At 67.8% G+C, this 13,164-nt stretch carries 13 protein-coding genes; 8 read left to right on the forward strand and 5 right to left on the reverse strand.

Annotated elements, in window-relative coordinates:
• Positions 1-35: 35 nt before the first annotated feature.
• Entirely contained in the window at positions 36-1,160 is a 1,125-nt protein-coding gene (gene dnaN / locus SK854_RS18560) for a DNA polymerase III subunit beta (RefSeq protein WP_319976353.1), read from the reverse strand.
• 783 nt (positions 1,161-1,943) lie between these two features.
• Positions 1,944-3,521 (reverse strand): chromosomal replication initiator protein DnaA, encoded by a 1,578-nt coding sequence (dnaA, locus tag SK854_RS18565; protein WP_319976354.1) that lies wholly within the window; start codon positions 3,519-3,521, stop codon positions 1,944-1,946.
• A 348-nt stretch (positions 3,522-3,869) separates the two neighbouring features.
• Here dnaA and rpmH point away from each other — a divergent pair, with 348 nt between their 5' ends.
• Genes rpmH through SK854_RS18590 form a run of 5 tightly spaced genes read left to right on the forward strand, consistent with a single transcriptional unit; the run spans position 3,870 to position 6,269 of the window.
• Entirely contained in the window at positions 3,870-4,013 is a 144-nt protein-coding gene (gene rpmH / locus SK854_RS18570) for a 50S ribosomal protein L34 (protein ID WP_030465619.1), read from the forward strand.
• A 26-nt stretch (positions 4,014-4,039) separates the two neighbouring features.
• Positions 4,040-4,381 carry a ribonuclease P protein component gene (rnpA, locus tag SK854_RS18575; protein ID WP_319976355.1) on the forward strand — a complete coding sequence of 114 codons (342 nt, stop codon included), beginning with the start codon at positions 4,040-4,042 and terminating at the stop codon, positions 4,379-4,381.
• Positions 4,378-4,635: a membrane protein insertion efficiency factor YidD gene (yidD, locus tag SK854_RS18580; protein ID WP_030465621.1), complete on the forward strand. Its 258-nt coding sequence runs from the start codon at positions 4,378-4,380 to the stop codon at positions 4,633-4,635. Before rnpA ends, yidD begins: the two co-directional genes overlap by 4 nt.
• Positions 4,636-4,639: 4 nt before the next feature.
• A complete protein-coding gene (gene yidC, locus SK854_RS18585) occupies positions 4,640-5,674 on the forward strand; it encodes a membrane protein insertase YidC (RefSeq protein WP_319976356.1) in 1,035 nt (344 codons plus the stop codon).
• Positions 5,675-5,705: 31 nt separating this feature from the next.
• Positions 5,706-6,269, forward strand: a complete 564-nt coding sequence (locus SK854_RS18590; protein ID WP_319976357.1) for a Jag family protein — start codon at positions 5,706-5,708, stop codon at positions 6,267-6,269.
• Between the two features lie 1,115 nt (positions 6,270-7,384).
• Here the strand turns inward: SK854_RS18590 and SK854_RS18595 are convergent.
• Positions 7,385-7,867: a protein-tyrosine phosphatase family protein gene (locus SK854_RS18595; protein WP_319976358.1), complete on the reverse strand. Its 483-nt coding sequence runs from the start codon at positions 7,865-7,867 to the stop codon at positions 7,385-7,387.
• Between the two features lie 164 nt (positions 7,868-8,031).
• On the opposite strand from SK854_RS18595, the gene rsmG reads away from it, so the two are divergent.
• The 3 genes from rsmG (at position 8,032) to SK854_RS18610 (ending at position 10,606) form a co-directional block, all read left to right on the forward strand.
• Positions 8,032-8,679 carry a 16S rRNA (guanine(527)-N(7))-methyltransferase RsmG gene (gene rsmG / locus SK854_RS18600; protein WP_093596184.1) on the forward strand — a complete coding sequence of 216 codons (648 nt, stop codon included), beginning with the start codon at positions 8,032-8,034 and terminating at the stop codon, positions 8,677-8,679.
• Positions 8,680-8,774: 95 nt separating this feature from the next.
• Positions 8,775-9,650, forward strand: coding sequence for a ParA family protein (locus tag SK854_RS18605; protein ID WP_319976939.1), 876 nt, complete (start codon positions 8,775-8,777; stop codon positions 9,648-9,650).
• Positions 9,647-10,606: a ParB/RepB/Spo0J family partition protein gene (locus SK854_RS18610; RefSeq protein WP_319976359.1), complete on the forward strand. Its 960-nt coding sequence runs from the start codon at positions 9,647-9,649 to the stop codon at positions 10,604-10,606. The genes SK854_RS18605 and SK854_RS18610 overlap by 4 nt, the downstream gene beginning before the upstream one ends.
• Before the next feature lie 183 nt (positions 10,607-10,789).
• Here the strand turns inward: SK854_RS18610 and SK854_RS18615 are convergent, their stop codons facing one another.
• A complete protein-coding gene (locus tag SK854_RS18615; RefSeq protein ID WP_319976360.1) occupies positions 10,790-11,734 on the reverse strand; it encodes a D-alanine--D-alanine ligase family protein in 945 nt (314 codons plus the stop codon).
• Between the two features lie 20 nt (positions 11,735-11,754).
• Entirely contained in the window at positions 11,755-13,071 is a 1,317-nt protein-coding gene (locus SK854_RS18620) for an aminotransferase-like domain-containing protein (protein ID WP_319976361.1), read from the reverse strand.
• Positions 13,072-13,164: the final 93 nt, after the last annotated feature.

The raw sequence follows: 13,164 nt of genomic DNA on the forward strand, positions 1-13,164 counted from the left end.
CCCCTAAGTTCTTCTGGTACCCGGTAAGGGTTTTCTCAGCCGGGAAGGCGAACGGGCATGAGCAGGTACAGGTAGCCCGGCGCCACGTTCCCATCCTCGTCCACCGGCTTCAGCAGCGCCGGTCGGCTGGGTGTGGTGAAGGACAAGTGGACTTTCTGCGTGCGGACGGCACCGAGTCCGTCGAGCAGGTAGCCCGGGTTGAACGCGATGGTGACCGCGTCGCCGGTGTACTCGACCGGAAGTTCTTCCTCGGCCGAACCTTCGTCGTCACCACCGGCGGACAGGCGCAGACCGCCGTCCACGAACTCGAGGCGCACCTGCGTGCCGCGCTCGGCGACGAGCGACACGCGCTTGATCGCCTGCTGCAGCGCGTCGATGTCGATGATCGCCGCGGCCGAGTGCTCGGAGGGCAGCAACTGGCGGTACTTGGGGAAGTCCGCGTCGAGCAGGCGGGTGGTCGTCCGCTTGCCGGAACCGGAGAGACCGAGCAGTCCGTCGTTGGCCGCGAGGGACATCTCGACCTTGCCGCCGTTCGAGCCGAGCGTCTTGGCCGCGTCGCCGAGGGTGCGGGCGGGAACGAGAATCGCGACCTCACCGAGCGCCTCGTCCGGCTCCCACGGGAACTCGCGCATCGCCAGGCGGAACCGGTCGGTGGCGACGAGGGTCAGCTTGCCCTCGCCGATCTCGACGCGGACGCCGGTCAGCATCGGCAGCGTGTCGTCCTTGCCGGCCGCGACGGCGACCTGGCTCACGGCCTCGCCGAAGATCTCGCCGGGAAGCTCACCGATCAACTGCGGCATCGACGGCAGGGCCGGGTAGTCCTCGACCGGCATCGTCGGGAGGCTGAACCTGGCGCTGCCACAGCTGATCATCATCCGAGAGCCGTCGACCGCGATCTCGACTGGGTGGTTCGGCAGCGCCTTGGTGATGTCGGCCAGAAGACGCCCGGAGACCAGAGCGCGGCCACCGTCGGCGATCGTCGCGGGAACGCCGACCTGTGCCGAGACCTCGTAGTCGAACCCGGAGACCGTCAGCGAGTCGTCCGACTCCGCGTCGAGCAGCACGCCGCCCAGCACGGGAACCGGTGGACGGGACGGAAGGCTGCGAGCGACCCAGGCGACTGCGTCGGCCAGGCCGTCGCGTTCGACGCGGATCTTCATGAGGCGTCCTTTCCTCGACAGTCGACAAGCCCAACCACGACAACGTGCCAGTGGGGGTTAGGGAGCCTCGACCTCGGCTGACCGAGCTGACCGAGGTGCGGAGCAACAACGTTAGAGCCTCCCGGCCCTTCCCGTCACTTCGGGGTTCGGCACCGATCCCCGGGAACCATCCACCGCTGTTTTGCTTTTGAGTTCTCTCTAGAAGAGATCAAACAGCAGTAACAGTAAGGGTTGTGGATTGTGGGGACAGCCCTTAAACCTGCAGGTCAAGGTGTCACCCACCATGTGGACTAAGGGGGGATGGCACCCGGGGACAGATCGGCGCACCCGGGGACAGCCAGTTGTGCACAGCTCTCGATCCACAGATCGTCCACAGTTGTCCCCGGGTGCGTCCCCGGGTGCGGGCCAGTTGTACCCGGGTGTTCAACAGGCTTCTGTGGCCAGATCGTGGCCGGGGCCACAGACTTTTCCAGTTGTCCCCACCCCTTCGAGTGCCGGGGGCGAACAGAAAGCCTCGGCGGGCGGCCGATCGACCCGCGTCTACCCGGGTACGTGTGCGGCGCGTGGTGGTGGTTGGAGCCGCACGCACTGATGCAGTCCCATCGCTTCGCCGAAGCCGTCCCCGGGTGTTGGCCGTCGAGCGGCAGCCGCGTACCCGGGTGCTCGCCATCGCCTCCGCTCGTCGCGTCCCCGGGCGCAGGGGTCCGTTCACCCGCACCGCCGCGGGCGAACGAAAAAGGGGCCCTCCGCGATGGAGGACCCCTGCGTTGCCACCCAGGTGGATCAGGGTGTGTGGCGAGCGCGCTGCTTGATCCGGGACGTCAGTTCCTGCACCTGGTCGTAGATTCGCCGGCGCTCTGCCATCTCCTTGCGGATCTTCTTGTCCGCGTGCATGACCGTCGTGTGGTCGCGGCCGCCGAACGTCTGACCGATCTTCGGCAGCGACAGGTCCGTCAGTTCGCGGCACAGGTACATGGAGATCTGCCGTGCCTGCGCGAGCGCCTTCGTCTTGCCGGGGCCGCACAGGTCGTCGATCGACACACCGAAGAACTCGGCGGTGACCGCCATGATCATCGGTGCGGTGATCTCCGGCGCGTGCGAGTCCGGGATCAGGTCGCGCAGCACGATCTCGGCGAGCTGGATGTCGACCGGCTGGCGGTTGAGCGACGCGAACGCCGTGACGCGGATGAGGGCGCCTTCGAGCTCGCGGATGTTGCGTTCTATGCGGGAGGCGATGAACTCCAGCACGTCGGCCGGGGCCGCGAGCCGGTCCTGGGCCGCCTTCTTGCGGAGGATCGCGATCCGGGTCTCCAGCTCGGGCGGCTGGATGTCCGTGATCAGGCCCCACTCGAACCGCGTGCGCAGACGGTCTTCCAGCGTCTCCAGCCGCTTGGGCGGCCGGTCGCTCGACACCACGATCTGCTTGTTCGTGTTGTGGAGCGTGTTGAACGTGTGGAAGAACTCCTCCTGCGTACCTTCCTTGCCCTCCAGGAACTGGATGTCGTCGACGAGAAGAACGTCGATGTCCCGGTAGCGGCGCTGGAAGGCGACCTTGCGGTCGTCACGCAGCGAGTTGATGAAGTCGTTGGTGAACTCCTCGGTCGACACGTACCGCACGCGCATGCCGGGGAACAGGCGCTGGGCGTAGTGCCCGACGGCGTGCAGCAGGTGCGTCTTGCCGAGGCCGCTCTCGCCCCAGATGAAGAGCGGGTTGTACGCACGGGCCGGAGCCTCGGCCACCGCGACGGCCGCGGCGTGCGCGAACCGGTTCGAGGCGCCGATGACGAACGTGTCGAAGTTGTACTTCTCGTTCAGCCGCGTCTGCGACGGCGACGGGTTCGCGGGCCGGGTGTACGGGAGGTTCCCGTTCGGCGTCGCGCCGCCCGCCGCGCTGGCGGTGTTGAAGGTGGGCCAGATCTCGGTGACGGCGGCGAGCGCGTCGCCGGCTTCGTCGACCTCTTCCTCGGCACCGTCGACGGTGGTCGTCTCGTCCGCGAGGCCGGGCGTGTCGCCGTGGGGAATGCCCTGGATCCCGGGCATCGGCTGGATCGCCTGGACCGGGATCGGCGTGGTCGGCGGGCTCACGGGGCTGACCGGTTCCGGTGAGTCGACCTTCACCGCGAGGGAGACCGTGCGGCCCAGCCTGCGGGAGAGCGCCGCGGTGATCGGGTCGCGCAGTGCGCGTTCGATCGCCTCTTTCGCGAAGTCGCTGGGGGCCGCGAGCAGTGCCGTTCCATCCAGCAAACCGATCGGACGGGTGACCCTCATCCACGCGCGCTGCTGAGGGGACAGGTGGCTCGTCGCCAGTTCCTGCACTACCTCGGCCCACACGAGACCAAGATCGACCTGCTGGTTCGACACTCCGCGCTCCCCTCCCCTCCACCGGAGCCCAAGACTCCACATGTGGACACGGAGGATAGAGGTATCCACAGAGTTATCCACAACTGTGCACTAAAAGGTGCGTTGTGTTGCCGGTCTGGTGGCGGCTCCCTCGCCTACCGCGGCACGCGCGAAGGACGAACGGTAACAAGGCCCGGCACGCCTCACAAGACGTGGCCCAGGCCACCCCGATTTGGTTGCCGCACCCGGGCATGCGTACCCTCGTACGAGTCTCCCGCTTGCGACGGGCGCCTTTCGCGCGCCTACGTCCACGTTTGTCGGGGACAACCACACAGGCTTTGTCAGCAGTGAAGCACCGGGAGACCGACCGTGAGCAAGGGTAAGCGCACCTTCCAGCCCAACAACCGCCGCCGCGCGAAGACGCACGGCTTCCGGCTGCGCATGCGGACCCGCGCCGGCCGCGCCATTCTGGCCGCGCGCCGCAGCAAGGGCCGTGCGACTCTGTCCGCCTGACCGCGGCTGGTAAGCGCAGCGTCGTCGTGCTACCACCGGCCGCCCGGCTCACCCGCAGCCAGGACTTCGGCCTGGTGGTCCGCCGAGGCCGCCGCGCTGGACGGCCCCGGTTGGTCGTCCACGTCTTGAAGCCCGACGTGCCCACCTTGGATTCGTCCAAGGTGGGCTTCGTCGTGAGCAAGGCAGTGGGCAACTCGGTGGTTCGCCACCGTGTCTACCGACGTCTGCGTCACGTCGTGCGCCCGGCACTGGATGAACTGCCGCCGGGAACTCTCGTCGTGGTGCGCGCGTTGGCTCCAGCAGCCGAAGCGTCGAGTTCCGAGCTCGCCGCTGATTTCTCTTCCGCCCTGCGCAAGGTGCTGCGATGACCACGTTGCCCGCGAAGGTCGCGCTGCTGCCGGTGCACTTCTACCGGCGGTTCATCTCACCGCTGCTGCCGCCGACCTGTCGCTTCTACCCGAGCTGCAGCGCGTACGCGGTGGAGGCGTTGACCGTCCACGGTGCGCTGCGCGGAACCTGGCTGACCATCCGCCGGTTGCTGCGCTGCGGACCCTGGCACCCTGGAGGCCTGGACCCCGTTCCGCCGAGGCGGCAGGTCCCCGACGTATCCACCGAGGAGTAGCTCCGTGCTCAACTTCATCTACTACCCGGTGTCCTTCATCTTGTGGTGTTGGCACTGGGTGTTCGGCAAAGTCTTCGGTGAGTCGAGCGGCTTCGCCTGGGCCCTGGCCGTCATCTTCCTGGTCTTCACCCTCCGTGCCATCCTCTTCAAGCCGTTCGTCGGCCAGGTGCGCTCCATGCGAAAGATGCAGGAGTTCGCGCCGGAGATGCAGAAGATCAAGAAGAAGTTCCCGAACGACCGCCAGCGCCAGGCGCAGGAGATGCAGAAGCTCCAGTCCGAGCACGGCGTCAACCCGCTCGGCGGCTGCCTGCCCATGCTGGTGCAGATCCCGGTGTTCATCGGTCTGTTCCACGTGCTGCGCTCGTTCAAGCCCGGCTGGGGCGAGGTCTACTTCTTCGACAAGCAGGGCGTCGACTCGTTCGTCAACGCCAAGCTCTTCGGCACGAACCTCTCGACGTTCATCACGATGCCGTCCGACCAGCTCGCGACGTACGGCACGGAGCGCCTGAACGTCATCCTGCTGTCGGTGCCGCTGATGATCGTGGCGTCCATCGCGACCCACTTCACGGCCCGCCACTCGGTGGCCCGCCAGAACGCGGCGGCGCTGGACAACCCGCAGACCGCCATCATGAACAAGCTGACGCTCTGGATCTTCCCCCTGGGCGTCCTCGCCGGTGGCTTCTTCTTCCCGGTCGCGATCCTGCTGTACTGGCTGTCCAACAACGCGTGGACCCTCGGCCAGCAGCACTTCGTGTACAAGCGCATCGACTCCGAGGAAGAGGAGAAGAAGGCGACGGTCGTAGAGACCCGCCAGGCCCTCGCCCCGAAGCCGGGCGCGAAGCCGGTGAACCCGAAGAAGCCCGCACCGGGAGCCAAGCCGGCCAACGGAGCCAAGCGCATGCCGACCGCGGGCCCGAGCGGCCCCTCCTCGTCGGCGTCGTCGGAGACCGCCGCCAACGGCAACTCCAACACCGAGATCCCCGGCCTGACCCCAGGCCGATCCACCAGCAAGAAGCCGGGCAGCAAGAAGCGCCGCTGATTTCGGGCGTTCGCCCCGGAGAGGAGACATCGTGTCGGAGACCTTGCAGGCGACCGACGACGTGGAGGCGTCGTCTGACGCCTCGGCCGAGTCCGAGGCTGCGGCCGAGCCGCAGTCGCAGAGCAAGACCGAGGACCTGCTCGTCCAGGAAGGCGACATCGCGGGCGACTACCTCGAGCGCCTCCTCGACCTGCTCGACTACGACGGCGACATCGACCTGGACGTGGAAAGCGGCCGGGCCATCGTCAGCATCGACGGAGGCGAGGACCTCGCCAAGCTGGTGGGCCCCCGAGGCAACGTCCTCGAATCGCTCCAGGAACTCACCCGCCTCGCCGTGCAGCAGGAAACGGGAGTCCGCTCCCGCCTGATGCTCGACATCGCCCAGTGGCGAGCGGGCCGCCGCGCCGAACTGGCCGAGATGGGCCGCACCACCGCAGAAAAGGTGGCCGCCTCAGGCGAGCGCGCCCGCCTGCACCCCATGACCCCGTTCGAGCGCAAGGTCGTCCACGACGCCGTCGCCGCGGTCGCGGGCGTGCACAGCGAGAGCGAGGGTGAGGAGCCGCAGCGGCGGGTCATCATCTTCACCAAGCCCTGACGGCTCAGCTTTCACTCACGGCCCCTGGTTCCCACCGGAACCAGGGGCCGTTTGCTGTCCCAGCCAGACCCCAGCGCGAGACGGAGCACGGGTGCAGGAGGAGCTCAGCTCCGAACTGGAACGGAAACCTCCGCCGTGCAGTCCGTGCGCGAACAACACCAGGCTCGCTGACACGCAAGCCCAGTGCGGGTTGCAGCATCCGGTGGCGACTTGTCGACACGCGTGACGCTTCAAGGGGACGCCTCCCCCGCACGGTCAGGGCAACGGCGAAGCCGAGCCACCTGTCGCCAACCGCAATGGCGAAGCCGAGGCGTCCCTCCGCGCGCAACGGGCAACGGCGAAGCCAAGCCATCTGCCGCCAACGGCAATGGCGAAGCCGAGGCGTGTGAACCAAGACCTGCCGGTGAAGCGGTGGTGACCCACGCACTCGGCGATTGGGGCTTTACCTTGAGTGGGCGGGATGCTCCCCTCATGGGCACGGCCGGGCGCTTTTCAGCCCGGCCTTTTCCGGCCGTCAAGCATCCCGCCAGAGGCTCAAGGTCAAGCCCCAATCGCTATCGTCGCGAAGCGGCGATGACCGGCAGCGGCTCGGTACTGCCCGCCCGGCCACCCTCGCAAGGTGACCGTCCGCCCGGCAGGTGACCGCCCCGCTGGAACGCGACAAGCCAACGCAAGCCGACCCGCACGGCCCCCCGCCCGTCCGCAAGATGACCGCCTGCCCAGCAGGCGACCGCCCTGTCGGAACGCGACTAGCTAGCGCAAGCCGACCTGCGCGGCACCTCCACCCACCCGCAAGGTGACCGCCCGCCCAGCAGGCGACCGCCCCGCCGGAACGCGACTAGCCAGCGCAGTCCACCCGCACGGTTCCCGCCCGCAGTGCGACGACCTGTCCGGCACCCGCCCGCAGTGGGATGACCTGTCCGGCACCCGCCCGCAAGGCGACCACCTGTCCGGCAGGCACCCCCACCCAGCAGTGCGACCTCCCCCGGCCGGAACAAGGCCCAGCCAACCCAAGCCGTCCTCTGACAGGCACCCGCCACCGCAAGCCGCCCCGGCAGCACTCGCCACCACAAGCCACCCCCGCACGGCACCAATCAACGTTCCACGTGAAACAGCTACCCCCGCCCCGCCCACCAACCGGCAAGCCACTCCCGCTGCGCCGCCGTGTCCGGCACCGGAAACCCGCGAGCCGCCGCGATCAACCTCCACGCCTCCCCCGGCTCCACCCCATCCATTCCCAACAACAACCCGGCCAACAACGACGACCGCCCAATCCCAGCCCAGCAGTGAAACACCACATGAGCCCCACGCAGATACAGCGCATGAAGCGGCTGAACGAGAGCAACGGCCGACACCACGTCCGGCACCGAGCGATCCTCTATCGGGAAGCACACGTACTGCAGACCCGCAGCGACGACCACGCGCTCCTCGTCCACCAGATCGCACTCGACCCGCTCATCATCCGTCTGAGCCGACACGAGCACGTCCACACCAAGCCGGCGCAGCTCGCGAATCTTGCCCTCCAGGTACATGCCGCCGGCCGGGTGAGCCATCGTCGAGACGGTGCCGGGACCGGGCCGAGAGACCGTGTAGAGCATCGGACGCAACTTTCCCCCAAGTTTCACGTGAAACGGCGCTCAGGATTTGGCAGAGCGCACGGTCGATCCGTCATGATGGTGCCCTGGCATTCGCCAGCTTTTCCACCGGCCGCCGGAACGTCGCCGCCGCGTGGTTTCACGTGAAACGCTCACGGACGGAGAACATGGCCGGGGAGTTGCCCGACAACGCGAAGCTCGTATTCGGTGAGCACGTTGAGCGTGCTGCCGAGTTCGTCAGGCTCCTGGAGGAGCACGGCGTGGAGCGCGGACTTATCGGTCCTCGTGAAGTCGAGAAGATTTGGGATCGGCACGTGCTCAACTCGGCAGTGATCGAGGAGCTGTTCGAACCCAACGAACGTGTCGTTGACGTGGGCTCAGGCGCCGGGCTGCCGGGGGTGCCGCTCGCCATTGCGCGGCCCGACCTGAGGATCACGCTTCTTGAGCCGATGGCTCGCCGCATCGCGTGGCTTGAGGAAGTGAAGGAACGGCTCCAGCTCGACAACGTGACGGTCCTCCGCGGGCGTGCGGAGGAAGGACCGATTCGCAAGCAGCTCCTCAACTGCGACGCGGCCACTGCGAGGGCGGTGGCTCCGCTGGAGAAGCTGACGAAGTGGTGCCTCCCGCTCCTCCGGGGTGGCGGGCGGATGGTCGCGCTCAAGGGCGAGCGTGCGCAGGAAGAGTTGGAACGCGACGGCGCGGCGGTGCTCAAGGCTGGGGGCGCCAACGCCAAGGTCGTCGTCGTGGGAGCGGACGTACTTGAGGTGCCTACGACGGTGCTCATCGTGGAGCGCCAGACGCGGAGGGATCGGTGAGCGTGTATCCGGAGTTCCAGTCCGCCGATGTTCCACGTGAAACGAAGACCTCCAAACCCAAAGCCAAGCCGACCAACAACGGAGATGACAGCGCCGTGGTGTGGACCCCGATTGCAGAAGAGGCGGCTCGTGCGGCAAGCGTGCTGCACCCCGACGAGTCACTGCTCCCCCGCCCGACCCATCGCCGGGTGATGACCGTCGCCAACCAGAAGGGTGGCGTCGGCAAGACGACGAGCACGGTGAACCTCGCTGCCGCGCTCGCCATTCACGGGCTCAAGACGCTCGTGATCGACCTCGACCCGCAGGGCAACGCCAGCACGGCGCTCTCCGTCGAGCACCGCAGCGGCACGCCGTCCGTCTACGAGGTGCTGCTCGGCGAGATCTCCATCGCCGAAGCGGCTCAGGTCAGCCCGACGTCACCGAACCTGTTCTGCGTGCCCGCGACGATCGACCTCGCCGGCGCCGAGATCGAGCTCGTCTCGATGGTGGCGCGCGAGTCGCGGCTCAAGGAGGCGCTCTCCTCCGAGGCGCTCGACCAGCTGCAGCCGGACTACGTCTTCATCGACTGCCCGCCGAGCCTCGGTCTGCTGACCGTCAACGCGATGGTCGCGGCGCAGGAGGTGCTGATCCCCATTCAGTGCGAGTACTACGCGCTGGAGGGACTCAGTCAGCTGATCCGCAACATCGAACTCGTGCAGCAGCACCTCAACCCGGACCTCTCGATCTCCACGATCCTCCTCACGATGTACGACGGTCGCACGAAGCTCGCGGACCAGGTGACCAGTGAGGTGCGTGGCCACTTCGGCGACGTCGCCCTCAAGACGGTGATTCCGCGCAGCGTGAAGGTCTCCGAGGCACCAGGATTCGGGCAGACGGTGTTGACGTACGACCCGGGCTCGCGCGGGTCGATGAGCTACCTCGACGCCGCCAAGGAGATCGCGATCCGCGGGGCCCAGAAGGAGGGCGCATGACCGAGCAGCGCAAGGGCGGACTCGGGCGCGGCCTGGCCGCACTCATCCCGCAGGGTCCGCCTGCCGGTGCACCCAGCACCATCCGGCCCGCCATGGCCGGCAACGGGGCCAAGGCCCAGCAGCCGATCGGCGAGATCGCGGGGGCGGTGTACCGCGAGATCGCGGTCACCGCGATCCGCACGAACGCCAAGCAGCCGCGCCAGGTGTTCGACCAGGATGCGATCGACGAGCTCTCGTTCTCCATCAAGGAGTTCGGGCTCATGCAGCCGATCGTGGTCCGCGAGCTCACTGCGGACACGTTCGAACTCGTCATGGGCGAGCGTCGGTGGCGTGCCACGCAGCAGGCCGGGCTCAAGACGATCCCGGCCATCGTGCGGCAGACCGCCGACGACGTCATGCTGCGCGACGCGTTGCTGGAGAACATCCACCGCGTCCAGCTCAACCCGCTCGAAGAAGCGTCGGCCTACCAGCAGTTGCTGGAGGAGTTCGGCGTCACGCACGAGGAACTCGCCGACCGCATCGGCCGCAGCCGCCCCGTCGTCACGAACACCATCCGGCTGCTGAAGCTCCCCCTCGCCGTCCAGCGACGGGTCGCGGCGGGCGTCCTGAGTGCCGGGCACGCGCGGGCACTCCTCGGTCTGGACGACGCGGGAGCACAGGAAGACCTCGCGGCACGGATCATCGCCGAGGGCATGTCGGTCCGCGCGACCGAAGAAGCGGTCACGATCGCCAAGAACGAGAAGCCGGCGAAACCGAAGCAGGCTCCGCGCAAGCAGCTGCACGCGCCGGGTCTGCAGGAGCTCGCCGAGCGCCTCTCGGACAACTTCGACACCCGCGTGAAGGTCGAACTCGGGCAGCGAAAAGGCCGGATCGTGGTCGAATTCGGGTCAGTTGATGATCTTCAAAGGATCATCGGCATGATGAGCCCAGAAACGACAATTCGGACATCGGAGTAGGCCCATAGGATCACACCAGGGCCTTATGTCACGGTGACGATGACGCCTCGCATCCAGTCGGATACGAGGCGTCACCTATTTGTCGATCAGTCATCGCGGACTTTCGAGCCGCCGAGCTCGCCGCCGACGAACAAAAAAGTGCGGCGCCGAGAAGCTCGGCACCGCACTCAGACCGGAGAGAACTCAGCGAGCGACAGCGCGCTCGATCAACCCGGCGTAGATCTCGCCCAACGACTCCCCCGCGGCCTCGACCGCCATCGGCAGCAGCGACGTCTCGGTCAGTCCCGGCGACACGTTCACTTCGAGGAAGTAGACGGTCCCGTCCTCGGCCACGATGGCGTCGGTCCGCGACACGTCCCGAAGCCCGAGCAGCCGGTGCGCCGCGACCGCGAGCTCCCCGACCGACTTCGCGGCGGCCGCGTCCAGCCGAGCCGGCGCGTGGAAGTCCGTCAGCCCCGCGGTGTACCGAGCGGTGTAGTCGTAGACCCCGGTCTCCGGAACGATCTCGACGGCCGGCAGCGCGTACGGACCGTCCGGGCCGTCGACGACCGCGACCGCCACCTCCACACCGGAGATGAACTGCTCGGCCAGGACGGTGTCGCCGTACGCCAGGCACCCGACCATCGCGGGCGGCAGTTCGGCGGCGTCCCTGACGACCTGAGCGCCCAGCGCCGACCCACCCTGGTCCGGCTTCAGCATCAACGGCAGTCCCAGCGTCGAGACCATCGCGTCGAGCACCGGCTTGGCACCCAGCTCCCGGAATGTCGCGTGCGGCAGCACGATCCACTCCGGCGTCGTCAGGCCGGCGCGGGCGAGCTCGGCCTTCGCGGTCGGCTTGTCCCACGCCCGCCGGCACGCCCGTGAGTCGGTGCCCACGTACGGAACGCCGAACATCTCGAGGATCGCCTGCACCGAACCGTTCTCGCCTTCACCGCCGTGCAGGGCGACGACGACGGCGTCCGGGCGGTGGTCCCGCAGACGAGTCAACAGAGACGCGTCCGCGTCCCACTCCTCCACCGTCACGCCCGCCGACCGCAGGGCAGCCGACAGACGGCGACCGGAGCGGATCGAGACCTCGCGTTCGTGGGAGAGCCCACCGGACAGCACAGCGACCATGCGGTCAGCCACAGCACAACTCCAAAGAAAGATCAGGCGGTGTCAGGCGAGGGGGTCTGCGGACCGGACAGCTGACGGCCCGGTGTCGCCCCGAAGGTCGCGGCCAGCTGCATCTCGTCCTCGATGACGTTCGCCAGGCGGCGGACGCCCTCACGGATGCGCTCGGGCGTCGGGTAGCAGTACGAGATCCGCAGCTGCCGTGAGCCGAAGCCGTCCGCGTAGAAACCGGTACCGGACGCGTAGGCCACTCGGGCCGTCACGGCGCGGGGCAGCATCGCCTTCGTGTCGATGCCTTCCGGCACCGTCACCCAGACGTAGAAGCCGCCATCCGGAATGTTCCACGTGGAACCTTGCGGCATGTGCTGTTCGAGAGCCGAGATCGCGGCGTCCCGGCGTTCCCGGTACGCCTCGCGGTAGGTCTTGATCTGACCCTTCCAGTCCTGCGTCGACAGGTACCGGGACACGATCATCTGGTTCAGGGTCGGCGGGCACAGCGTGGCCGACTCGGCGGCCAGCACCAGCTTCTCGCGCACCGCGTGCGGCGCCAGCACCCAGCCGACCCGCAGACCGGCCGCGAACGTCTTCGAGAACGACCCGAGGTACACGACGTTGTCCGGGTCCATCGACCGCAGCGCCGGGTACGTCTGGCCGTCGAACCCGAGCAGCCCGTATGGGTTGTCCTCCACGACCAGCACGCCGTAGGTCCGGCAGATCTCCAGGATCTCAGCCCGCCGCGACACCGCGAGCGTCACGCCGGCCGGGTTGTGGAAGTTCGGGATCGTGTAGAGGAACTTGACCCGCTGCCCCGCGCGCTTGCAGGCCTCCAGGGCCTCGCGCAGCAACGACGGCACGAGCCCGTCAGCGTCCATGGCGACGTGCACGACCTGAGCCTGGTACGCCGTGAACGAGCCGAGAGCGCCCACGTAGGACGGTCCCTCCGCGATCACCACGTCGCCGGGGTCGCAGAAGATCCGGGTGACCATGTCGAGGCCCATCTGCGAGCCCACGGTCACCACCACGTCGTCCGGGTGGCCGTTGATGCCCTCCAGCGCCATGACGTCGCAGATCTGCTCACGCAGCAACGGAACACCGTGCGCCGAGCCGTACTGCAGCGCCACCAGTCCCTCGGCGGCCACCAGCTGGCCGATCTCCGCGGACAGCGACTCCAGGGGCAGAGCAGCCAGGTGCGGCATGCCGCCGGCCAGCGATACGACCTCGGGACGGGACGCGACTGCGAAAAGTGCCCGGATCTCCGATGCCGTCATCCCTGCCGTGCGCGCTGCGTAGCGGCGGAGGTGGGGGTCAAGGCTTCTGGGGCCCTGCTTGGCGGGCTGTCCGGGCGCAGTCATGTGGGACTCCTGTATAGGAAATGTCCCGAGCGAGTGTAACCGTCGTCCCGTTCAGGGCACGCGCCTTCCGGGTTCCGTCACATTCGCCTACCC

Source organism: Lentzea sokolovensis (genome assembly GCF_033949975.1).
Classification (GTDB): Bacteria; Actinomycetota; Actinomycetes; order Mycobacteriales; family Pseudonocardiaceae; genus Lentzea; species Lentzea sokolovensis.

What these genes read in the sequence shown, in the direction of transcription:
- dnaN (WP_319976353.1), bottom strand. Translation starts at nt 1,160, where the DNA reads ATGAAGATCCGCGTCGAACGCGACGGCCTGGCCGACGCAGTCGCCTGG.
- yidD (WP_030465621.1), top strand. Translation starts at nt 4,378, where the DNA reads ATGACCACGTTGCCCGCGAAGGTCGCGCTGCTGCCGGTGCACTTCTAC.
- SK854_RS18595 (WP_319976358.1), bottom strand. Translation starts at nt 7,867, where the DNA reads ATGCTCTACACGGTCTCTCGGCCCGGTCCCGGCACCGTCTCGACGATG.
- rsmG (WP_093596184.1), top strand. Translation starts at nt 8,032, where the DNA reads ATGGCCGGGGAGTTGCCCGACAACGCGAAGCTCGTATTCGGTGAGCAC.
- SK854_RS18610 (WP_319976359.1), top strand. Translation starts at nt 9,647, where the DNA reads ATGACCGAGCAGCGCAAGGGCGGACTCGGGCGCGGCCTGGCCGCACTC.
- SK854_RS18620 (WP_319976361.1), bottom strand. Translation starts at nt 13,071, where the DNA reads ATGACTGCGCCCGGACAGCCCGCCAAGCAGGGCCCCAGAAGCCTTGAC.